Raw genomic sequence first — 24,248 nt, 5'->3', positions numbered from 1 at the left:
ACAATCCCAAAGTAATTTGGGCAAACTAAAAGAAAGTAGCGGTGCAGAAATATGGTTGAATTCTTAATTAACGCCACTATCTTTCTTTTAGTGGGTATCGCTGGGGTGCTTGTTGTTAGTCTTGTTTCTTTGATTTCCGAACAAAAATCGCCTAAATCTCGTTATCGTCGCAATTACCGAAAGCCCCGTTTTTTACCTCGTTTCAAAAAGTTTAATTCTCAAGTTTTTCTCGGTTTTTCCCTAATTTTCTTAGCGCTAATTCTTTCTTTCCAGTCTTCCTATACTAACGATCTTTGGGAAGACAAAGATATTAGTGAAGTTAATTTTATTCAAAGACTTTTAGCGATTCCACCAGAAAGAAAGGCTGAATGTCAACTAGGATTTACCTATGTTAATCTGCTGAGAGAAATACACGGTAGAAATAAACTAAATTGGGACGAACGAGCTTATAATTTAGCTGTAGCTCGCTCGAAAGATATGTATAAGCGAGATTATTTTGACCATGTCACTCCTGAAGGAACTTGTGCTAAAGATCTGCAAAAGGAATATGGTTTTTCCAGTCAGGAATTTGTCGCAGAAAATATTTCAATGCAGGCGTATTATACCGTAATTAATGGAGTCGAAACTGACAAGAAAGTGCAATTACCCACTTTACCGAAAATAACTGAAGTTGTTGATGGTTGGATGAATAGTCGCGGACATCGATATAATTTACTGTTTCCCAACCATCAAGCAGGAGCGATCGGTTGCTACAAAAATTTTTGCACTTTCTTTGGCGTTAATCAAGAGAATTTTGGCGGTGGAAAGTGTACGACAGGAGAAGAAGGTTTAGAGTTTTGGCGGAATGTGGAAAAGCAACCGGATGAAGTTGATTATCCGTGAAATTTAATCAATAATTAGGACAATTTTTCCCATCATCGAACCAGATTCGAGTAGCTTATGTGCGGCAGCAGCTTCTTGTAAAGGAAAGGTTTTTGCAACGTGAATTTGTAACCTTTTTTGCTCGAACATTCGACTACATTGTTGGAGAATTTTCGCTTGTTCTTGTTGTGCTTCGATATTATTAGTTAACTGAGGAGTAAGCATCAATTCGAGACTAATGCGTAAATTACGCGATCGCGCTTCTTTCCAATTTGTTTCTGCACTGGGTTGCAATAAAGTCACCAAATCGCCGTAAAGTTGTATTGCACCGAAAGTTTGCACAAAATTTTCGCCACCGACGGTATCAAAAGCAAGTTCGACTCCTTCTCCTTCTGTCCAGTCTAAAGCCGCTTCAACAAAATCGGTTTCTTTGTAGAAAATCGGATAATCTGCGCCTAAACCAGAGACAAAATCGGCTTTTTCTTGACTGCCAACCGTGGTACAAACCGTGGCTCCTTGTAGTTTAGCTAATTGTATAGCCACGTGACCGACTCCGCCAGCACCCGCATGAACTAAGACTCTCCGCCCTGCTTCCAAGCGCCCGCGATCGTAAAGTGATTCCCAAGCGGTAATCAAAACTAAGGGCGCAGCCGCAGCTTCCGCCCAAGAAAGATTACTAGGCTTGTGGGCGACAAATTTTTCGTCAACGACAGCGTATTCGGCATAATTACCAGTAAATAATTTGCCCAAACCCCCTTGACAAAAATACACTTCGTCCCCTTGAGCAAAATTAGTCACTTGCGAACCTACTTCCTCAACAATTCCTGCACCATCACAGCCGAGGATAGCAGGCATTTGTTCGGGGTAAAAAGTACCTCTACTCCTTATTTTGGTGTCAATAGGATTAATTCCTGCGGCTTTAAGTTTGACAAGGATTTGAGTAGGTTGTTTGATTTGGGGTGTAGGCATTTCCTGAAGTTGGAGAACATCAGGATTGCCCGGAGTAGTCATCGCGATCGCTTTCATCTTCCCTAAGTTAGAAATTGTTTTGTAGCTGAATTTAAGCTAGTTAAATTCACAATCGGGGTCAGCTCGATTGTCTAATTTTATGTAACTTGTGGCAAGAGCGATCGCTAGTGAATTTAATTAGCCAAAAACTGCTTTACTATTTGTAAAATTCTCTCAGCCGCGCGACCATCGCCGAAAGGATTAACTGCTGTCGCCATTTTTTCATAAGCAGTAGTATCGCTGAGTAATTTACTCGCGGCGGCTAAAATTTTATCTGAGTCAGTACCGATCAGTTTAGCAGTTCCGGCAGCGATCGCTTCGGGTCTTTCAGTAGTTTCGCGCAAAACTAACACGGGTTTACCTAAACTTGGTGCTTCTTCCTGTAAACCACCAGAATCAGTTAAAAGTAAGTAACAACGTTGAATTGCACCAACCAGTTCTGCATAATCAAGAGGTTCGGTTAAAAATACTCTCGGATGATTGGCTAAGGAAGCTTTAATCGGTTCTCTTACCGTCGGATTGCGGTGCATCGGTAATAATAAAGCTGTATCCGGAAATTTCTCTAAAATTAGCTTAAATCCCTGCAAGATATCTTTTAATGGTTTACCCCAATTTTCTCGTCGGTGAACTGTAGCTAACATTACTCGATATTTTTCCCAATCTAAACCAGGAACTTTACATTCAGGTTGCTTTTTTGCCACTGTGAGTAAAGCGTCGATTACTGTATTTCCCGTTTGATAAATTTCTCCAGTAACTGCCGATTTTTGTAAGTTTTCCACTGCGAAGGAAGTAGGAGCAAAATTTAGTTGCGCGAGTTGAGAAATTAAGCGACGGTTAGCTTCTTCCGGGTAAGGATTAAATAAATTATCCGTCCGTAAACCTGCTTCTACATGACCTACCGGAATTTTTTGATAAAAAGCTGCTAATGTTGCTGCAAAAGCAGTCGTCGTATCTCCTTGAACTAAAACTACTTGCGGCTGAATTTCTTTGAACACCGTTTCGAGTCCCTGCAAACTCCGACAGGTAATATCTGTTAGTGTCTGCTGGTAGCGCATAATTTTTAAGTCTCTCTCCGCATTTAACTGGAATAATTCCATTACTTGAGCGACCATTTCTCGATGTTGTCCCGTTAAGACGACATAAGTTTGAAACATCTGGGAGTTACGAAACTGCTGAATCACTGGAGCAAGTTTAATCGCTTCCGGACGAGTTCCTAGAGTAATACAAATAGAGTTGGCTGATGCTGTCATTGTCGTTTTATCAATCTTAAACCTTTCCAATCGTAGGAAAATTTTGGCATTTAGCAACCCTATTTTCTACTTTCCCTGGTAAACACAGGAAAAAACCCGGTTTTTACCGGGCTGCACTGAGTTATATCAGACGACAAAAATCAATTCACTAAAAGCAGTTGATTTTATTTAATAACTCCACAAGTCAAAGGACAAGCTGCATAAATCGGATTATTAATAATTTTTCCTTTTCCGTGCAGCCAGTGCAGCCAACTGACTTCTTGAGGATGAACTCCTTTGAGAGTTAGCACTGCTGCACCAACAATCACTAAGAGTAAATTAATGCCGATTAAACTACTTGCTACTAGCAAAACTGCGCTAGCTGGTAATACTGATTGCAACACAATCGCTGAAAGCACGCCTATTGTTGCCATCAAGAAGACTAGAGGAAAGCCCACAACTAACAAGCAAACTCCTAAAGTGAAACTCCAAACCAAAAAGCTTTTAACCACTGTTAAAGAATAGGTTTTTGCTAGATTCTGCTTTTGTAACATTTCCATATTTTTGACCTCCTATTTTCCACATCAGTAAATTAAACAATTTTCTTTTACTTGGTCTTGCTTGAAATAGCTAAACTGTAAAAATTAGTACGTGAAAATCAGTATAGGGAAAATCTTAGTTAAGATGAGCAGTTCTTAAAAAAAATTTACAGTCAAAGTCAATAATTTGTGCGTATCGAATTGTAAAGTAAAGACTTATCTTCTTCGAGCTAGTACAGGAAAAATCTTACTTGAGATAGAAGTATTGCCCCAAAATAGCCTTACTCTGCATTGAGTCTCTTGTCGCGAAAAACTTCTGTCCGTGAGTGAAAAAGAACGCGATCGCCTTTACAGAACAGTCTGCCTACGCCACTTCTAGCTAAAGAAAATTTGCTTGACATTTTTTAACAAAAACTGGGATATTTCTCATAATTGAATTCATGAAAGTTAAAAATAAGAGTTAAATGTTCGCAATGAACTATTTTTAAAGAGGAAAAATTGAGAGTAATTAGCGATCGAAAAAAAGAAACACCGAAACAGATAGCTGGTCAAGAGTAATGATACTCAAACTCCAGATTAGGGAAGACTATATACAATGGTCAGTAAATTTGCTTTGTAGAATAGCGTAGTAGTTTAAATATGCCAGAACAGCGTCAGCGCATCTCCCCTCCCCCCCCACCGCCACCACCAATGGCAGCTCGGCTCGCTCAAGAAGCATCAACAGATACAGAGGTCATGTCTGGGAAAACTCACAATGGAGCGATAGCTTCAGCAGGCTCTGCACAAGCAACCAGAGCAATGCCGCCAAAAAAACCACCCATACCACCACCAATGGCGCGTCCGGGTGTAGCACCGCCTCCTCGGAGCGGTAAAGCGGCAGCACCAGCAGCACCAGCAACACCAGTAGCTCGCGGACCGGAGCGCTCGCCAGGTCAACCAACTTTAGATCAAATTATCCACCAAGCTCATGAAGAAGGATGTTCCGATATTCACTTAGGAGTAGGCGAAACACCTCGGTTCCGCGATCGCGGTGAAATGACAGTTAAAGAAGATTTACCCAAAACCGACGATCCCACCTTCATGAGTTGGCTGCACGAAGTCATGACTGACGAACAAGTGCGGCAATTTCAAGACACCCTGGAATTTGACGGCGCCACCCAATATGAATTTGCTCGCGTCCGGATTAACGTCTTTGATACCATGACCGGTCCAGCAATGGTATTGCGCTTAATTCCCCTGAAAATCTTGACAATGGAGCAACTCAGGCTTCCAGAAGTCTTCCGAAGTATCTCCGACGCTCATAAAGGTTTAGTTTTAGTTACAGGTCCGACGGGTTCGGGTAAATCAACGACAATGGCGGCAATGGTTGACTACATTAATAAAACCCACCCCAAGCACATTATCACAATTGAAGACCCGATTGAATTTGTCCATCAAAGCCGGAAATCGTTGATCAAACAAAGGGAAGTAGGCACCAATACCCTAAAATTCGACAACGCCCTCAAAGCAGCCTTGCGGGAAGACCCCGATATTATTCTGGTTGGGGAAATGCGGGACAAAGAAACTGTAAACACCGCCTTAAAAGCCGCTCAAACTGGTCACTTAGTAATGGGAACATTACACACTAACAGCGCCATTAAAACCATTGAGCGTATTCTCAACCTGTATACTGCCGAAGAACAACATTCCATGCGCGTAGCGATCGCTGAATCTCTTGTGGCTGTAATTTCTCAAGGTTTATGCCGCACTACCGATGGCAAACGAGCTGCTTATCACGATATCTTGGTTAATACAGAGACAATGAAGGAATACATTCGTAAAGACGATGTAGAAGGAATGGAAGGGTTAATGCTAGACGGTGAATTCGATGGCATGACTACTACCAATAAATCCCTCTTTAACCTTTATCAAGAAGGACGTATTACCGAGGAAACTGCCTTAGAAAAATCGCCCACACCTAATGAAATGGCTCAGATGCTGCGTGGCAGAATCTAGCATTAAGTTTTCAAAAGTTAGCTTGCTTGGATAAGCGAGAAGCCCACGCCGTAATTGCTGATTTGGCGTGGGATAAATCTTCTATAATGTTGTTTAATGTTCTTAACCGTTCCGAAAGAGTACGCTCAAAGTAAAAAGGTACCAGTTGGTGGCAAGCAAGCCCCCAGCAAACACCAAATTTCCAGTTCTTATCTCAGTTCAGCTTGTTGCCTTGATTCAATTTCAAAATTCTCTCCCCCATTTATTCAAAGGGATTGCCCTATTTACACCTGGGGGAGATTTAATTTATTGTATTGACCCCAGTAAACAAGGTCGTTGGCACTTAAACTTGTGTGTTGGATTACAAAATTTGCTTGGTTTGTCAGAACCACCACATTTTTTAGTACCAGGATATACAGCCACAGTAGATCGCTGGTTAGATCCTCAAACTCGACAAGTAAAAACCCTCGCAGAAATTTATCCGCCCGTACAACGCTATCAAATTCTTCTGAACGCTGTATTTGGTACTGATGAGCTAGTTTGGCGAGTAGCACCTTGGCAAGATGTAAGTTGTAGTCCAATGGTTTTGGAAACCTACAGACAGCAATTTCCCCAACTGTGGGAACCACAAGACTTGATTGTACGCTTAGACAATAGTAAGCAAGTTTCTGTCACTGACGAGATCTCAAAGTTAAGCCAGTCACAAGATTTTAAATCTTCCGGTTACGTGCTACGTTTGTTCGTTTCGGGTCAAAATGCACCCACTCAAAGAACTCTCGAAAGCTTACACCAAGTTTTAGAACAAGGACTGCGTTATCCTTATACTCTGAAAGTCATTGATATTTTTAAGCACCCAGAACAAGCTGAAATTAATCAAGTTTCTGCTACTCCAACTTTAGTACGAGTTTTTCCCCAACCTGTCCGCAAAATTGTTGGCGAACTGAATGACTTACCCAGAGTGTTACAAATTCTCACTAATGTTTGACATTTCGCACCAAATAAATTTGCAGAAAATTTTATTTAGGCAGGCAAACACTAGGAGCGCACAACCCAATAAGCGGCAAAGTTTTAACTGATAAAGTAGCTAACTCCACAACTCGGATTTGGTGATTATTCGTATCAGCAATATAAAGATGAGAGCTAGTAGCACTTAAGCCCGATGGTTCGGAAAATTGAGCCGCAGTACCACAACCATCCTTGTTACCGGAACTGACATCTCCAAGTAAAGTTTGACAAATACCAGTTTTCGGGTCAACACGCTTAATTTTATGGTTGTAAGTGTCTGCGATCCAAAGATAATTTTGAGCGTATTCCACACCCAGACAATGTTGGAGGCGAACCTCAAAACCTTCTTCATCCTTATCCCCAAAACCAAAAAGTTCGCCACTACCGCAGACAGTACGCACAATTGGTGCGGCGGTAGCACCAGTCCCAGTTGCGGATTTTGCGGGTTCAATTAATCCCACACCACGAATCGAACTAACTTCACTATCAGCGACAAAAAGCTCTTTACCGTCAGTAGTAATTCCACTCGGTTGAGCAAAAGCTGCTTCTGTCAAAGAACCATTAAAACAAGCTTCCCTCCCGATACCCGCATAAGTTTCAACTGTACCTGCGTTTAAATCCATTGACCAAATTTGATGGGAACCAGCCATTGCGATATAAAGCCTCTCACCGATCTTTTCCAAGTCCCAAGGAGAATTAAAAGCAGTTGCTAAAGCTTCTCCTTGTTGAGGATGAATATTACGACTTTGCTCTCCAGTTCCAGCAATAGTTTTTACTTGTTTCCGATTAAAATCTAGACAACGGATCGCGTGATTTTCTGTATCCGCAACGTAGAGACAAGCTTTTTCGCCATCCCAAGCCATACCTTGAGGAGCTCCAAACTCAGCTTCGTCAAAAGAACCATCTTGGAAACCAGACTTACCCGTACCAACTATTTGCAGTACCTCACCCTGAGAATTACTAACTACAATCCGATGATGACCTGTATCAGCAATAAAACAGCGTACCGCAAGCTCGGCGCCGCCATTGCTTTCTTCCTCAGCTAAGACTTTACCCGGAAAAGCCAAAGGTGTTGTCAAAGGACGTTGCTGTTTTTCTAAAGATAAACTTAGTTGGGGAAAATTAATTGTTCCTTTCGCTTCCATCTCGCGAATCATTTCCGCGATCGAACGATCCAAAACCTGGCGATTACCTTCACCAGATAAGTAACCAACTACATATCCTTCTGGATCGATGAGCATTAAGGTAGGCCAAGCTCGCACTGCGTACTGTCCCCAAATCGTTAAGTTACTATCTAGGACTACCGGATGCTCGATATCGTAGCGCAGTATTGCCTGACGAACATTTTCAGCTTCTTTTTCATTATCGAACTTCGCTGAATGAACACCAATAACTGTCAAACTATTGGGGTATTTTTTCTCTAAATACTTTAGATCCGGAAGTACGTGCAAACAATTAAGACAACAATACGTCCAAAAGTCAAGCAGAACAATGCTGCCACGCAGTTGTTTGAGAGTAAGAGGTTGATTGGTATTTAGCCAGGTTGCGTCGATCGGAAATTCAGGCGCTCTAACGCGAGTCATGGTCATAAAAATTTTTTCAGAGAAGATAAAAACTAAATTTGTTACTTGTCAAGGTTATCTGACCAAAATAGCGAAACTTAAAGCCTTGCTGCTTCTACCTGATGAAACAAACATCCCATAGCTAATTTATTGGGTAATTTTCAGGAGAGCGGGCAGCAGAGCGCTCTTGCTCTACTGCCCAGGTTAGAGATTAATTACTCTGGCGATCGCTCTTGGGAATTTTCTGGTTTTGTTTCCGTCGCTTGAGGTTCTTTTAATGGAGCAATTTCTTCTAATGGCTCCACAGGTTCCTTAATAGGAGCATCTTCAACTATCTCTGGTAGGGTATATGGTTCCCCAGGAAGAAGTTGAGATTTTCCTGATTGAGGTGACTCTTTCAACGATTTTTTAGTTTCCTTAAGCTGTATAGTCGGTATCTCTGGTTTTACTTTTGTTGGTGCTGGAGTTGGAACTACATCCTCTGAGTCGGAAGTAGTAGATTCAACTTCTTTAGTGGTAACAGCATTCTTCTCGGATTCTTCTGTAGCTTTGGTGTTTTCTTCTGGTAATACAGGAGCTATTTCTGGTTTAGCTACTGGTGCTGGAGTCGGAACTACTGACTCGGAAGTAGTGGACTTCACTTCTTCACTAGCTTCGGTTGTTTTTTCTGGTGCCACAGGAGCTATTTCTGGTTTAGCTACTGGTGCTGGAGTCGGAACTACTGACTCGGAAGTAGTGGACTCGACTTCTTCACTAGGGAAAAGATTTTCCCCAGACTCTTCAATAGCTTCGGTTGTTTTCTCTGGTGCCACAGGAGCTATTTCTGGTTTAGCTACTGGTGCTGGAGTCGGCACTACTGACTCGGAAGTAGTGGACTCGACTTCTTCACTAGGGAGAAGATTTTCCCCAGACTCTTCGATAGCTTCGGTTGTTTTTTCTGGTGCCACAGGAGCTATTTCTGGTTTAGCTACTGGTGCTGGAGTCGGAACTACTGACTCAGAAGTAGTGGACTCGACTTCTTCACTAGGGAGAAGATTTTCCCCAGACTCTTCAATAGCTTCGGTTGTTTTTTCTGGCAAGATCGGAATTTCTGGTTCTAATTTTGGCTCACTAGAAGGAGATTCTAAAACTTCTGGTGATGAAGAAGTTGGTGTTTTTCGGAAAAATTGTAGTAAGCGACCAAAGAATCCTTTCTTTGACTTTTCAGTTTCAGTAGAACTAGTTATTTCCGGTTTCACTACTGATGGTGGAATAACTTCTGGTTTAGTTTCTGGTTCAGTAGGTGTTTCCGGTGTCACCACAGGTGTTGGTGCTGCTTGTTCGCTTGGGGGTGGAATTACTGCCGGGGTTTCCTCGGTTTCTGGTTCGGTGGGTGTTTCCTCAGTAGTTATTTCCGGTTTCACTACTGATGGTGGAATAACTTCTGGTTTGGTTTCTGGTTCAGTAGGTGTTTCCGGTGTCACCACAGGTGGTGGTGCTGCTTGTTCACTTGGGGGTGGAATTACTGCCGGGGTTTCCTCAGATGTAGGTTCTTCAGTAGTTTCTGGTATAGTTTCTGGAACTTCTTCTGGCTGAGGAACTGGTTCTGGTTGATAATTAGGATCGACAATACTTTGAGCGATCGCCGTAGAAATTTCTCCTCGGATTAGCTGAGAAAGGGGATCTGCTCCATTCGGTTCGTAGCTAATCAGCTTAACTGTATTGTTAAAGGTGCCGTTATTTACTACTACTACTTGACCTTGCTCATCGAGAAACTCGATTTGAACCCAATTTTGTCCCGGATGAAAACCTTTGAGATAAATTGGTTCCCAGGTATCCATCAAAAAGCTTTGTCCATTGACTGTCACCCGAATTCGCCAATCAGCAATTTCATCTTCCGGGTTTTCCAAAGCTACCAGATGCAGTGGTGCATTAGTTAAGTAAAAATCGAGCAAAATTGGTTCAGCACCATAGCTACCCAAAGGTTGATTGTAAGTTAACAATGGCAAAGAAGAGTCAGGAGCATTATTTCCTGTCTTCGTCAAAATGTGAAATGTGGTTTGAGTATAAGCTCCTTCATTTTTAAAGCTTTCATGCCAAGGACGAGAGGCAAATACTCGTAAAGTGTGGGTACCAGGTTCTACATCCTTCAACAAGATCGAGCGATCTAGGTCATAAATTTCCTGATAGGTATCGTTATCTAAAATGAGCGTTAGATGCGGTCCAATTCCCAATTCAGATTTAAATACAGGTAAATCTCGCACCTGAAGCTTTACCTCTACTGAAGTATCTGGCAAAACTCGATCGACTCCCGGACTGAGAATACTTACCTGTGGTCGGTATTTATTCAGCTTTCTCCCTAATTGTTGAATTACCTCTGGAGGAGCCACTTCTGTAAGTTTCTCTCCAGTTGTCGGAGAGCCTAGTTGAGTCTCAAAAGACTCAGATGATTTGATTCGATCTCCACAACTAACTAAACCCCAGGTCAAAACTATTGTTAACAACCAGGATAATATTGCTCTAACTCGCTTTTTTTTGTAGACTGCCAACACGCGATCCTCTCCTATGCAAGCCTATCCATAGGCAATATAGCTGAATACGGTGTCACCTCCTACCCTATTCTCTAGAAAAAGCAGTTTTTGCTGAAGTAAGTTTAGAGATTTTTCTTTTTCAGGTTGGAGATTAAGATTACTTATGAATGTAGTCTTTTCCTGTAGCTGTAGAAATGAGCTTTAGCTAATCAATTTTCAACACTCACTAGCAAAGCAAAGCCATTTTGTAGAGGTTATGGCACTTACGGTTAAAAAAGTCAAATCTTAACTTATTGTTGCATTTTGTTAAATAAGTCGTAGTTAAGCTTGACTTTTGTCTGGAAAACTTTAGCCTAGGATCCAGAAACCATCAACAATTCAGCGAAGTTTAAATATTGTTAATTGCCCAGAGCAGAAGAGTAAGTAAGCTCTATCATCAACAGGTAAGGTGTTCTTGTTAACAGACATTTTAGAGATGGGCATCTGTTGATTCAGTGAGAAGCGTTGACCTTAACGCACAATTGCTGGCATTGTTGGAAAATATATTCCCAATAGGGAATTTTTAAATTCATGGTCTAGGGAGGAGAACCTTCATGACAGTTAGTCCTCCAGAAGGAGAGGCAAAAGTCAAGGTTGTGGTTGATAAAGACCCAGTAGAAACTTCTTTTGAGAAGTGGGCAAAACCGGGTCACTTTGACCGAACCTTGGCGAGAGGTCCGAAAACAACAACTTGGATTTGGAACCTTCACGCTAACGTACACGATTTCGATAGTCAGACAAGTGACTTAGAAGATATTTCTCGGAAAATCTTCAGCGCTCACTTTGGTCACTTGGCAGTGATTTTTATATGGTTGAGCGGGATGTATTTTCACGGTGCCCGCTTTTCCAATTACGAAGCTTGGTTACAGAATCCGCTTAACATAAAACCCAGCGCCCAAGTAGTTTGGCCCATCGTAGGTCAAGATATTTTAAATGCTGATGTGGGCGGTGGTTTCCACGGAATACAGATAACCTCTGGTCTGTTCCAGTTGTGGCGTGCCAACGGCATCACAAACTCATTCCAACTGTACTGCACAGCCATAGGCGCTTTAGTAATGGCAGCCTTAATGCTGTTTGCAGGTTGGTTCCACTATCATAAACGCGCTCCGAAACTGGAATGGTTCCAGAACGTGGAGTCGATGATGAACCATCACCTGGCAGGTTTACTAGGTTGCGGCTGCTTGGGTTATGCGGGACAACAAATTCACGTGTCTCTGCCCATAAACGCTTGTTTGGATGCGATCGATGCAGGCAAACCCTTAGTAGTAGGTGGCAAAACCATAGCTACTGTGGCTGATATTCCGCTACCCCACGAATGGATTTTAAATCCCAGTTTGATGGCAGATGTCTATCCAAGCTTTGCCCAGGGGTTAACTCCATTCTTCACCTTAAACTGGGCAGCGTACTCGGACTTTCTGACATTCAAAGGAGGTCTAAACCCAGTAACTGGTGGTTTATGGTTAAGCGATACAGCACACCATCACCTAGCATTGGCAGTGTTGTTCATCGTAGCCGGACATTTTTACCGCACTAACTGGGGAATCGGCCACAGTTTTAAAGAAGTTTTGGAAGCTCATAAAGGGCCCTTTACAGGCGAAGGCCACAAAGGGATGTATGAAATCTTCACAAATTCTTGGCACTGCCAGCTATCCTGGAACTTGGCATGGATGGGTTCGCTATCAATCCTGGTAGCCCATCATATGTATTCAATGCCGCCATATCCCTATATTGCAGTTGATTACCCAACTCAGCTATCTCTATTCACGCACCATATGTGGATTGGAGGATTTCTGATTGTTGGTGCAGGTGCCCACGCGGCCATATTCATGGTGCGCGATTACAATCCGGCCCAGCACGTCAATAATCTTTTGGATCGGGTAATCCGTCACCGCGACGCGATTATCTCTCACTTAAACTGGGTATGTATTTTCTTGGGCTTCCATAGCTTCGGTTTGTACGTCCATAACGACACAATGCGAGCTTTAGGTCGTCCTCAAGATATGTTCTCAGATACGGCGATTCAGCTACAGCCAGTATTTGCCCAGTGGGTACAAAATCTTCATACCCTGGCTCCAGGCGCAACTGCTCCTAGTGCGATTGAGCCTGCAAGTTATGCTTTTGGTGGTGGAGTCGTTGCTGTAGGTGGTAAGGTAGCAATGATGCCGATCGCCTTGGGAACGGCGGATTTCTTGGTTCACCACATCCACGCTTTCACAATTCACGTTACTGTCTTAATTCTGCTTAAGGGCGTACTGTTTGCCCGTAACTCTCGCTTAATTCCAGATAAAGCGAACTTGGGCTTCCGCTTCCCTTGTGATGGTCCAGGTCGTGGCGGTACTTGTCAAGTATCTGGTTGGGACCATGTTTTCCTCGGTCTGTTCTGGATGTACAACAGCTTGTCGATTGTGATTTTCCACTTTAGCTGGAAAATGCAGTCAGATGTCTGGGGAACAGTGGCTCCTGATGGTACGATCTCTCACATCACGGCTGGAAACTTTGCCCAAAGTGCAATTACTATTAATGGTTGGTTGCGTGATTTCCTCTGGGCGCAAGCTTCTCAGGTGATCACCTCCTACGGTTCAGCTTTGTCGGCTTACGGCTTGCTGTTCCTTGGCGCTCACTTTGTTTGGGCATTTAGCTTGATGTTCTTGTTCAGTGGTCGCGGCTACTGGCAGGAATTGATTGAATCAATTGTTTGGGCACATAATAAGCTGAAAGTAGCTCCATCTATTCAGCCTCGCGCTCTGAGCATTATTCAGGGTCGTGCTGTAGGAGTAGCTCACTACCTGCTCGGAGGAATTGTAACCACCTGGGCGTTCTTCCTAGCTAGAATCATCACAGTAGGATAAAAGCAGCAATAAAAACGGCACAAACAGCCGCTTCAAGAATACTACCGCCTGGAACTTCGGTTCCAGGAGGTAAAACAAAAAAATGAGCAGCAGTTAATTGCATAAGTCTCATTGGTCAGGGAGGAGAATTTCCAAAAAGATTTATGGCAACTAAATTTCCCAAATTTAGCCAAGAGCTAGCTCAAGACCCGACTACGCGTCGGATCTGGTACGGGATTGCCACAGCCCATGATTTTGAAAGCCATGATGGGATGACAGAAGAAAATCTGTATCAAAAGATTTTCGCTTCCCACTTCGGTCACGTAGCAATCATTTTCCTGTGGACTTCCGGCACCCTCTTCCACGTAGCTTGGCAAGGTAATTTCGAGCAGTGGGTTAAAGATCCGCTCAACGTTCGTCCGATCGCGCACGCGATTTGGGACCCTCAATTCGGCGCACCCGCAGTCGATGCTTTTACTCGTGCTGGTGCTTCTAACCCCGTAAACATTGCTTACTCTGGTGTTTACCACTGGTTCTACACCATTGGGATGACCAAGAACAATGATTTGTACATGGGAGCAGTGTTCCTATTGTTACTGTCGGCATTGTTCTTGTTCGCTGGCTGGTTGCACTTGCAGCCGAAGTTCCGTCCCAGCTTGTCTTGGTTTAAGAGTGCAGAACATCGCCTGAATCACCACTTGGCTGGTTTGTTCGGTGTTAGCTCTTTGGCTTGGGCAGGTCACTTGATTCACGTGGCTATCCCCGAATCTCGCGGACAGCACGTAGGTTGGGACAACTTCTTGTCAGTGAAGCCACATCCGGCAGGTTTAGCTCCGTTCTTTACTGGTAACTGGGGTGTGTACGCACAAAATCCAGATACTGCACAGCACGTCTTTGGAACTTCTGAAGGTGCGGGAACGGCGATTCTGACCTTCTTGGGTGGATTCCATCCCCAAACTGAGTCTTTGTGGCTGACCGACATGGCTCATCACCATTTGGCGATCGCAGTTCTCTTTATTGTTGCTGGACATATGTACCGGACAAACTTCGGTATCGGTCACAGCATCAAAGAGATGTGCGATGCTAAAGAATTCTTTGGCAAGAAGGTTGAAGGTCCTTTCAATATGCCTCACCAAGGCATCTATGAGACCTACAACAATTCTCTGCACTTCCAGTTGGGATGGCATTTGGCTTGTCTGGGGGTAATCACCTCTTTGGTGGCACAACATATGTACTCGATGCCGCCCTATGCTTTTATAGCGAGGGATTATACTACCCAAGCAGCACTTTACACTCACCACCAGTACATTGCTGGTTTCATCATGGTGGGTGCGTTCGCTCACGGCGCAATCTTCCTGGTTCGTGACTACGACCCCGAACAAAATAAGGGTAATGTTCTCGACCGCGTATTGCAGCACAAAGAAGCGATTATTTCTCACTTGTCTTGGGTGTCCCTCTTCTTGGGCTTCCATACTCTAGGTTTGTACGTCCACAATGATGTAGTGGTTGCTTTCGGTACTCCTGAAAAGCAAATCTTGATTGAACCTGTGTTCGCTCAGTTTATTCAAAGCGCTCACGGTAAAGTTCTTTATGGTATGGACACTTTGCTGTCCAATCCAGATAGTATTGCTACTACCGCTTGGCCCAATTACGGTAACGTCTGGCTACCAGGCTGGTTAGAAGCGGTTAACAACAGTACCAACTCATTGTATTTGACGATCGGTCCTGGCGATTTCTTAGTACACCATGCGATCGCGTTGGGTCTACACACCACTACTTTGATTCTGGTCAAAGGTGCTTTAGATTCTCGCGGTTCTAAGCTGATGCCTGATAAGAAAGACTTCGGCTTTGCCTTCCCTTGCGACGGTCCTGGTCGTGGCGGTACTTGTGATATCTCTGCTTGGGACTCTTTCTACCTCGCGATGTTCTGGATGCTGAATACCATTGCCTGGGTAACTTTCTACTGGCACTGGAAGCATCTCGGTGTTTGGCAAGGTAACGTGGCTCAGTTCAATCAGTCTTCTACTTATCTGATGGGCTGGTTTCGCGATTATCTCTGGTTAAACTCCGCTCAATTGATTAACGGGTATAATCCCTACGGCATGAACAACCTGGCTGTTTGGTCTTGGATGTTCCTCTTCGGACATTTGGTCTGGGCAACTGGTTTCATGTTCTTAATCTCTTGGCGCGGTTATTGGCAAGAGTTGATCGAAACTTTAGTTTGGGCGCACGAGCGTACTCCTCTGGCTAATTTGGTTCGCTGGAAGGATAAGCCCGTTGCTATGTCCATCGTTCAAGGTCGCTTGGTTGGTTTAGCTCACTTCACGGTAGGTTATATTCTGACTTATGCGGCGTTCGTGATCGCCTCGACTGCATCAGCGTTTGGTTAACCTAGTTAATTGATTGTCTGGCAGTTTAGGTAAGTAAAATTAATCCCCCACCGCTCGGTGGGGGATTGATTTTTGGTCATAAAAGGACAAAATGCGATCGCTCACTCTTCAATAATCTCTACCAAGTCTTCTATCATCACATCAAAAGTACGAGCTAATTTGTGAAGGGCTGTAAAATCCACTGTTGCTAGTCCAGGTGAACGGGCATAAGTTCTCAAAGTGCTATAAACTACTCCAGAACGTTCAGATACTTCCTTTAGCGTCCAGCCTTTTTCGTCAGCTAGTTCTCTCACCCGCAATCTAACGCAACCCATTTATTTCTTTAACTACTTGACAAATGACTAATATAAGTCGGATAATAAGTGAAAGTTAAAACAGCGATCGCCCCCTTAGTCTCGCAAACTATCAAGCGATCGCCTTAATGCCCTAAAGAAGGGAACTGATTACTATGTTATCAACAAATCCATCAAATTTGTCCAGTCGCGGAATAGCAAAAATAAAATATAGTACCCAAGTCCGCACCCCTAAGAAATCATTTAGTAGCTAATGACAAGGGTTGAACTAACTGCATGATTTCTTCAAATTCAAAGTTTTCTGCTAAGTCAACTAAAGCCTTAGCAATGTTTGCTTGTTCTTGAGGAATTTCTTCAACCAGATCTAAAATTAAACTATCGCTACCTTGAGCCGCAGCATTGTATAACTTTTCCCTCCACTCAATTGACATAAGTTCTAATGCTGAGAAATCAAGACTTAAATCCGACTTGAGCTTTTTTGGTAAATTAATGTTTTCGCTTTTTTGTGCTTCTTCATAAACATAGTGCAATTCTAAATATTGACCGATTTTACTGAGAAGTTCTTCTATTTTAAAAGGTTTGCAGACAAAATCATTACATCCTGCGGCTAAAATGGCTTCTCTTTCTTCTTCAAAAGCGCTAGCAGTCAAGGCAATAATTAAAGTTTCCTGACCTTGGAAAGAAGCTTTAATTTCCTGAGTTGCTTGATAACCATTCATAACTGGCATTCGCATATCCATTAAAATCAGATGAGGATGCCACTGATTCCAAACCGAGATAGCTTCTTGTCCATTGGTAGCTTCTCTAACTTCAAAACCAACAGATTCTAGGAGATTGACAAGGAAAAGGCGATTTGTAGATTTATCTTCAACGATTAAAATACGATAACTAGATTGATGGGGAGCGAGGTGCAAAATTTTTCTTGGCTGTAAAGGACAATCTGCTGCTGAATTTAGTTCCTCGACAGTAGTAATTTGAACATTGAAAGAAAAAATACTACCTACACCGGGGGTACTTTGAACCTCAATCTCGCCTCCCATTAGTTGGACGAATTTTTGGCTAATTGGTAAGCCTAAACCAGTTCCTTCGCCAGACTTTGAGCCTGTTTGAGTTTGTCCGAAAGCTTCAAACAATTTATCTAATTCTTGGATAGCAATACCTGCTCCGGTATCAATAACTGAAAACCGAAGATATTCGCGATCGCTTTTTACTTTGAGGGTGACACTACCAGATTCAGTGAATTTAATTGCATTCCCAATTAGGTTAATTAAAATTTGACGCAGTTTACCTCGATCGGTACTAATATATCTAGGTATATTTGGTTCTCTTTGGCAGATTAGTTTTAAATTCTTTGATTCAGCTTTGAACCGGAACATTGCTTCGAGATCGTCGAGAAAGCGATCGAAGTCAAAACTACTTGTTTGCAAAGTAACTCGCCCTGCTTCAATTTTTGACATTTCGAGAACATCATTAATTAAGGTTAGTAAATGTTCGCCACTGCGGTTAATAATTTCTAAGTAATTTTGGAATTCTCGATCTAAAGTTGATTGTTGGTGGAGAAGTTGGGAAAAACCGAGAATTGCATTCAGGGGAGTGCGTAACTCATGACTCATGTTGGCAAGAAATTCGCTTTTAGCTCGGTTAGCAGCGTCAGCAGTTTCTTTTGCTGCTTGTAATTCACTTGCTTGTTGTTGTGTGTGAGCTAATAACTGTGCTTGTTGAACGGCAACGCCTAACTGAGTGCCAATTTGAGCTACCATTTTGATTTCGGCGCTTTCCCAATAGCGGGAGTTAGAATTTTGGTAGTTAGCCAGTAGTCCCCAAAGTTGTTTACCGCAGAAAATCGGCACAATAATATAAGCTCTGGCTTGGAGTTGTTCTAATAGTTCGAGATAACAAGGGCTAAAGTTGGCTTTGTAAATGTCAGCAATGCTGATAGAATTGATACCTTGGTTGTAAGCACCGCCACTGGTTTTTTGTAAATAGGTATCACAAATTTCTTTTTCGGAGTTATCAAAACTAAGTACAGTGCAGTTAGTTTCTGCAATTGAATTTTGACAAGCGATTAAGTTATCTTGTTGAGCGTTGAGGAGAGAACGCCAACTGGAACCTACCGATTCGCAGACAATTTTGCCACTCCAATCAGAATTAAACTGATAGATGAGGACGCGATCGCATTTGAGAACTTGCCTTAGTTCTTGAGTTGTGGTATCGAAAATAGTTTTTAAGTCCAGGGTTTGTCGCATTCTCTGGATGACTTGCGCGATTGCACCTTCTCTTTCGGCGCTTTCGCGTAAGGCGGTTTCTGCTTGTTTGCGTTGGGTAATATCGGTATGGGAACCTACCATGCGATAAGGTTGATTGCAGTCGTTTCGTAAGGCGATTCCGCGAGCGAGTATCCAGCGCCAGTTGCCGTTTTTGTGTAAGGCTCGGAATTCGACTTCGTAATGAGGAATTTTACCTGCTAAATAATCATTTAATATTCCTAATACTCGCTCTATATCTTGGGGATGAATTAATTTTTTGAATGAGTCTGCATGATTAGCTATTTCGGTATCTTCGTAACCTAGCATACTTTTCCAACGACGGGACAAATAGGCGTAATCTGTGTTGATGTTCCAGTCCCAAAGTCCGTCGTTTGTTCCTTCTACTGCAAGGGCAAAGCGTTCTTCACTTTCACGTAGTGCTGTTTCTGCTTGCTTTTGTTTGGTAATTTCACTTAGGGTACAAACTACTCGTTCGACTTTACCATTTTTATCGAGCTGAGGATCGGCATTTACCAGTAACCAACGTTGTTTTTGTGGATGTTCTACACCAATAACTATGTTGTTTATGGGTTGGCGAGTGGCGATCGCTTTTTGTACAGGTAACTCGCTGTTGGGAAAGGGGGTTCCGTCTTCATGGATTAATTTCCAATCGCCGAATACTCGACCGGGCAATTTTTCTGTAGAGAGATTAAGTAAGTCATTAGCGGCGGGATTGCTGATGATAATTTTGCCTTCTACATCAGTTAGCAATACGCCAACTTGCATATTTTGGATCAATTTGGTCAGGCGTTTTTCACTTTCTTTTAGGGATTGTTCTCGGATTGAATGAATGATGATAAATTTGTCAAATAGCGATGCCAGTAAAGCTAAAAATAAAACAAATAAAGTGGCAATAGCGATCGCCATTGCTAGCCAAAATTGATTAATTCCTTCAACATTTTTTCCGCCTAAATGGTGATGACAAATAAAGTCTGTTGCCCACATTCCCGTATAGTGCATTCCACTGATGGCTGTTCCCATTAGTAAAGAACTGCCGATTTTTTGCCCGATGAGACTATGAGATGATTTTTCTTGTAGTCGAAATGCTAGCCATAAGGCGGCGAAGGATGCACCAATGGCGATCGCGATCGACAAAGTTACTTTTACCCAGTCATAAACAATTTTTGCTTGTAGTTGCATTGCTGCCATACCTGTGTAGTGCATCCAGGCGATCGCTAGCCCCATGCAAACACCACCGCTAATTAGCAACGATAACCCTGATGTCGGACGACTCCATAGCCACAAAGCAATCCCCGAGGCGATTACAGCATAAAATAAAGATTCTAAGGTTCTCAGTATGTCATAGTTAACTGCGATTGGTAGTTGAAATGCAAGCATGGCAACGAAGTGCATTGACCATATACCAATCCCCATAGCTATTGCGCCGCCCACTAACCACAATAAACGCATTTTTTGGCGACTCAATTTAACTCGTCCTGCTAAGTCTAAGGCTGTGTAAGAGGCAATCACAGCAATAAAAAAGGAAAGCAAGACTAAACTAATACTGTACGATTCTGGAAATCTCTCAATTACTTGTGTAGCTAAGTAGTTATATCCGATCGCGTCTTTAATCATTCTTCAAAACAATCTTTCCGAGTTTTTTCTGAAATATTTATTTTACTTTTTTTGTCTAACCACAAAAATACGCCTCACTGTTACTCTTTGATTTTTTTCTCGACCAAAGTATTATTTTTATTATATTAACTATTGGGAATTTTACAAGACTAAGTTATCAAATTTATCTTCGTATTTGTGAAGACTGAGGTTTTTTTTATTTTGTAAGTAAGTTGAGCGAGCGACAAAACTTGCTAATCGCTAATTGACAACTTATAAACGAGAGAAAAATATTCACTTAAATGATTCAAGTAGCCAAAAAATCAGGGATATATAACCAAATTTTGCTTAGTTATTTAAGGTTAAATTAAAACTATAAAATAAAGATTACGCCAGTTACCAAATCACTAAAAAAACCAAGAAAAAAATCTAGGAAAATTCAATTTAAGAATTAAAAACAACACGATTACCACCTTCTTTTTTGGCTAAAACAAGAACCTCATTAACAGCCATAATCAACAGATCGGAAGAAAAATGTTGTTGTGGTATTTGACTTTCGCCACCAATACTAACAGTCAGGACATCTTCCGGAAAACCATCATAAACAGAGCGATCGTGAGCGATCGCCAAAGCCTTAACACTTTGACGAATATTTTCGGCGATCGCCACAGCCGAAATTTGATCGACTCCAGGCAAAAGTACCCCAAACTTGGTACTTTCATAACGTCCCACTAAAGCACTCGGATACCTCATAACGCAATCATCAATTGTAATCCCAATCTGTTGAATGCAAGTAGCTGCTGCTTCCTCTCCAAAAGCTTTGCTATAAAAATCAAAATAGTCAATATTGCAGAACAACATCGACAAAAAAGAAGAATTTTCTTGGCACTGCTGCCACTGAGTTTCTAGATATTCCTGAAAATAATTGCGATTAGCAAGCTGAGTAAGTTCATCAACCTTATTTGCTTTGCGAGAGAAGCGTTGCAAAATTTGGCGATCTTTTTCCTCTCTTTCTCTACCCAGTTGTTGGCGAAAATAAAGTCGATACAACTCACAAGATGGTTTCGCACTAAACCCTTCCAGTTCGATTAACCCCATACTTTCTAACTTATAAGCTGTAATTGCTTCCAACTTCACATTTTCACCAGCATTTACAACCTGTTGTAGAGCTAGTTTTAATTGCGGTTCATCTCGGAGCATCGTTAAGTAACCCCGTAAATGATTACTATAAATTCCTGCGGGTGTAGGAGCAACTTGCAACAACTCCTCCAGCAGAATTTTTTCCCGGCGTAGGTAATAAAAAGCGAGATTAACCAAATAAGGATGTCCTCCCACCATTGCCATAATTTCTTTAAGCTGATTATTATCTAACCAAGTAAGTCCGTAACGCAAAGCTAATTCTCTTACTTGCTCTAAATTAAACTGTGGCAATCTGAGTGACAGTCCCACATTAAACGGAGACTGATTTAACTTAATTTGAAAGTAAATTTCTGTAGATTGAACTAAAACTAAGCGCAATTTTTGCCAACTTTTAAACCTTTGTGCTTGTTCGTGCCAAAATCGTAACATTGGCAAAAATTCTTGGACAATTTCGCGACGGTCGAAAATTCTATTCAATTCATTAAAAGCTAAAATTATCGGGCGATCTATTTTCTTGAGTATGTAATTATTAATATAAATTTTACAACTTACTTTACTCCCCATTTCTTCATCCCAATAATCCTCTAAACGCGGTTCTAAATTTAACTGCCTGCTAATATTTAAACAAAACCAACGCAGAAATTTGTCCAGAGTCAAAAAAACTGCTTCTTCAGTTTCTTGAAAATCCAAATAGACAACGTGATAATTCCAATCTCTAGCACAACCAACAATTTGGTTAAGCAGAGACGTTTTACCCATTTTCCTAGGTGCTTTGATTTGCAGTAAACATCCTGGTTGACTGATTTCTGCACAAGCAAGTTCTTCCACTGGAGGACGATTCACATATAAAGGTGATTTAGCGGCTAAAGCAGCACCAGGAGAAGGATGCGCCAGTTTCGGAATTGCAACTACTACATTAGTTTGTGTTTGTTTTTCTAGATATTCGCTTAAAACTAAATTCAGATTTTTTTTCGTTACTTTTTTCCCTACAGCTTTAGAAAGTGCCTCCCACAACTGAGAACCAATTTCCTTAAGATAAGAATTTCCATAACCAGAATCTTGGGACATAGCCGTATAAGTTCGTCCCACCCAGGACTGATGCAACACTAATCTCTCCACAGGACTAAGTTGTCGCGAGAGAATAACTGTTTCTATAGATTCGAGATATTTATCTACGCTCATTAGCTCATCTCTTATTATCTTGACAAGTTAACTATAACTTTACACTAATATTTGGTACCACTCGGACGAAAACGACCTTTTATTTCCTACTTTTTACAATCTTCATCCTGGATGAACTTTCCTTAGTCTCGTTATTGACTCCGAGTACCAATGGTTATTGTTACAAGAGATACTAAAGTAGTTAACTCGTCTTGCTCAAGTCCGAAAGCAAGTTATCGCTGGGCAAAATTTTCACTTAAGCTAGTATTTATTTTGAGTAGGAGCAGCGATGAAGTCTTTTGAAAATACCAGACGAGAAAATCCTGATTGTGAGTGTTTTTATTTATGTGGATGTGTAACTAAAGAAGTTGCCAAGCGAGTTAATGAAGCTGCCAATTTTGCGACAATGTATCCTTTGAACGAGCTTATTTACAACTTGGAACAAGAAGAGAAGTTTATCGACAGTCTACTTGCTTGATCTTTTTCCAAATAAATGAAATAGATTTATATTTTCTGGTGCTCAAGAGTTACTAAGAACTTACTTGGACAAATTCTTGCAATCTTTCACTGACTGGTCGGTCAATAACTATACCATTTTTGACGTAAGCTTTGCCTAAAGTTTTTAAAATTTGTAAGTTATAATTACTCGCCACGTCTAAACCTTGAACTACTTCTATTTCTCCCTTTCTAACTTTTTTTCTTGGCTTCGGTGGGAGATTACTTAACAAGTCTAAAAGTAATTCTTCGTCAAGGACTTTTTGTAAATACTCTGAAGTTAATAATGGTTGCAAGCGTAGGTAGCGTTGATTGTCTTCGTAATTACAAACTATTTCTCTGGTAATATATTCATGAATTTCTAAGGAAGCATCCATCAAGATATCGACGATTTTTCCTGCCCATTGAATAACGCCCCAGCCTCTAACTTTGCGATAAGGAAAGGGGTTAATCATTTCGCCAGTCCCGATAGAAAGAACTGCTAAATCACTAATGGGAAGGTTTAATCTGAGGGCTTCGGCGACGGCACAAGCGGCGGGATTGTTTGCGCCTAAACCACCATCTACGGCAGAATAAATAATATTTCCTGTGGCATCTATAACTCCATAAGCGGGGAAAAAAGTTGGCGCGGAAGCGGAACAAACGCAAGTTTCCCAGAGAAAAAGATTGGCATAAGGCATTTCGTGTCGCCAGCTTTTAAAGACAATTGGTTTGCGATGAATTGTGTCGTAAGAGGGAATTAATAAATTTGGTCGAGAACTACCTTCGGGTGTAACTTCAGCAAGGGTAATTTTGCCAAATTCTTCTTGTAAGACTTTGATGAGTCCGTCGTGAGAAAATTTTGGTGCAGAAATTCCATATTTGAGAATTAGGGGTATTCTTTTGGGTGATAAATATCCCCAAGTTCCCCAGTAGGGAAAAATGATATCTGTTTTAGTAGCGTATAATTCCACCAGTTGTTTTGCTGTCATGCCGATGCTAATGCCAGCAGCGAGGATGGAACCAGTTGAGGTTCCGGCAATTAAATCAAAGTATTCGTGTAAGGGTTGGGGATAAATTAGTTCCTCGAAATAAGTAAGCATTTGGGCGGCGAGAATGCCACGAACGCCACCGCCGTCTAAACTGAGAATTCGATATACCATGTAAATTTATCAAATCAATATTTAGAGGTTATTAGCAGATATTCTACCATTAACTTGAGTCATTAAGCTGTTAGTTTAAGCGGCAAAAGTTGTCAAAAGTTTATTAGTAAATAAGAGGGAATATCTTGGGTTTTCTCTCTTAGCCTAAGCTGTCACGCATTTAAATTGGGTGTGAGAAAATTGAGTTTAAGTAACAACTAAGAAAGTTACTG

16 protein-coding genes are annotated in these 24,248 nt (G+C 41.8%); 6 read left to right on the top strand and 10 right to left on the bottom strand.

Annotated features, from left to right (window positions below):
* The first annotated feature begins 51 nt into the window (after positions 1-51).
* The gene (locus tag G3T18_RS14705) at positions 52-882 is read left to right on the top strand and encodes a CAP domain-containing protein (protein ID WP_224411318.1); all 831 of its coding nucleotides are present in this window, start codon (positions 52-54) and stop codon (positions 880-882) included.
* A gap of 3 nt (positions 883-885) precedes the next feature.
* On the opposite strand, the gene G3T18_RS14700 is transcribed toward G3T18_RS14705, so the two are convergent.
* The 3 genes from G3T18_RS14700 to G3T18_RS14690 all read right to left on the bottom strand — a co-directional run bounded on the left by G3T18_RS14700 (position 886) and on the right by G3T18_RS14690 (position 3,658).
* Positions 886-1,887, bottom strand: a complete 1,002-nt coding sequence (locus tag G3T18_RS14700) for a zinc-dependent alcohol dehydrogenase family protein (RefSeq protein WP_224411317.1) — start codon at positions 1,885-1,887, stop codon at positions 886-888.
* Between the two features lie 116 nt (positions 1,888-2,003).
* Positions 2,004-3,119, bottom strand: coding sequence for a non-hydrolyzing UDP-N-acetylglucosamine 2-epimerase (wecB, locus tag G3T18_RS14695; RefSeq protein WP_224411316.1), 1,116 nt, complete (start codon positions 3,117-3,119; stop codon positions 2,004-2,006).
* A 164-nt stretch (positions 3,120-3,283) separates the two neighbouring features.
* Positions 3,284-3,658, bottom strand: coding sequence for a hypothetical protein (locus G3T18_RS14690; RefSeq protein WP_224411315.1), 375 nt, complete (start codon positions 3,656-3,658; stop codon positions 3,284-3,286).
* Between the two features lie 618 nt (positions 3,659-4,276).
* Here G3T18_RS14690 and G3T18_RS14685 point away from each other — a divergent pair.
* Both G3T18_RS14685 and G3T18_RS14680 read left to right on the top strand, forming a co-directional pair.
* On the top strand, positions 4,277-5,632 hold the full coding sequence (locus tag G3T18_RS14685; protein WP_224411314.1) for a type IV pilus twitching motility protein PilT: 1,356 nt from the start codon (positions 4,277-4,279) through the stop codon (positions 5,630-5,632).
* Positions 5,633-5,846: 214 nt separating this feature from the next.
* On the top strand, positions 5,847-6,596 hold the full coding sequence (locus G3T18_RS14680; protein ID WP_224411327.1) for a circadian clock KaiB family protein: 750 nt from the start codon (positions 5,847-5,849) through the stop codon (positions 6,594-6,596).
* A gap of 31 nt (positions 6,597-6,627) precedes the next feature.
* On the opposite strand, the gene G3T18_RS14675 is transcribed toward G3T18_RS14680, so the two are convergent.
* Positions 6,628-8,205 carry a thioredoxin-like domain-containing protein gene (locus G3T18_RS14675; protein WP_318013980.1) on the bottom strand — a complete coding sequence of 526 codons (1,578 nt, stop codon included), beginning with the start codon at positions 8,203-8,205 and terminating at the stop codon, positions 6,628-6,630.
* Positions 8,206-8,393: 188 nt separating this feature from the next.
* Entirely contained in the window at positions 8,394-10,706 is a 2,313-nt protein-coding gene (locus tag G3T18_RS14670) for a hypothetical protein (RefSeq protein ID WP_224411313.1), read from the bottom strand.
* A gap of 575 nt (positions 10,707-11,281) precedes the next feature.
* Here G3T18_RS14670 and psaA point away from each other — a divergent pair.
* Positions 11,282-13,576, top strand: a complete 2,295-nt coding sequence (gene psaA / locus G3T18_RS14665) for a photosystem I core protein PsaA (protein ID WP_224411312.1) — start codon at positions 11,282-11,284, stop codon at positions 13,574-13,576.
* Here psaA and G3T18_RS25570 read toward each other — a convergent pair.
* Complete coding sequence (locus G3T18_RS25570; RefSeq protein ID WP_263480423.1) at positions 13,563-13,688, bottom strand: hypothetical protein; 126 nt, start codon at positions 13,686-13,688, stop codon at positions 13,563-13,565. The genes psaA and G3T18_RS25570 overlap by 14 nt on opposite strands.
* Before the next feature lie 31 nt (positions 13,689-13,719).
* Here G3T18_RS25570 and psaB point away from each other — a divergent pair, with 31 nt between their 5' ends.
* Positions 13,720-15,945, top strand: a complete 2,226-nt coding sequence (psaB, locus tag G3T18_RS14660) for a photosystem I core protein PsaB (protein ID WP_224411311.1) — start codon at positions 13,720-13,722, stop codon at positions 15,943-15,945.
* A gap of 101 nt (positions 15,946-16,046) precedes the next feature.
* On the opposite strand, the gene G3T18_RS14655 is transcribed toward psaB, so the two are convergent.
* The 3 genes from G3T18_RS14655 to G3T18_RS14645 form a co-directional block, all read right to left on the bottom strand.
* Entirely contained in the window at positions 16,047-16,259 is a 213-nt protein-coding gene (locus G3T18_RS14655; protein ID WP_224411310.1) for a helix-turn-helix domain-containing protein, read from the bottom strand.
* A gap of 218 nt (positions 16,260-16,477) precedes the next feature.
* Positions 16,478-20,119: an MHYT domain-containing protein gene (locus G3T18_RS14650; protein WP_224411309.1), complete on the bottom strand. Its 3,642-nt coding sequence runs from the start codon at positions 20,117-20,119 to the stop codon at positions 16,478-16,480.
* Between the two features lie 423 nt (positions 20,120-20,542).
* Positions 20,543-22,420, bottom strand: coding sequence for an AAA-like domain-containing protein (locus G3T18_RS14645; RefSeq protein ID WP_224411308.1), 1,878 nt, complete (start codon positions 22,418-22,420; stop codon positions 20,543-20,545).
* Positions 22,421-22,688: 268 nt separating this feature from the next.
* On the opposite strand from G3T18_RS14645, the gene G3T18_RS14640 reads away from it, so the two are divergent.
* Positions 22,689-22,877, top strand: coding sequence for a hypothetical protein (locus G3T18_RS14640; RefSeq protein WP_224411307.1), 189 nt, complete (start codon positions 22,689-22,691; stop codon positions 22,875-22,877).
* A gap of 52 nt (positions 22,878-22,929) precedes the next feature.
* Here G3T18_RS14640 and G3T18_RS14635 read toward each other — a convergent pair whose 3' ends face one another.
* Positions 22,930-24,036 carry a patatin-like phospholipase family protein gene (locus G3T18_RS14635; RefSeq protein ID WP_224411306.1) on the bottom strand — a complete coding sequence of 369 codons (1,107 nt, stop codon included), beginning with the start codon at positions 24,034-24,036 and terminating at the stop codon, positions 22,930-22,932.
* Positions 24,037-24,248: the final 212 nt, after the last annotated feature.

This window comes from Oscillatoria salina IIICB1 (assembly GCF_020144665.1).
GTDB lineage: Bacteria > Cyanobacteriota > Cyanobacteriia > Cyanobacteriales > SIO1D9 > IIICB1.
Note: the sequence above shows the minus strand (reverse complement) of the source record. Positions and strands in the feature narration are given on the sequence as shown.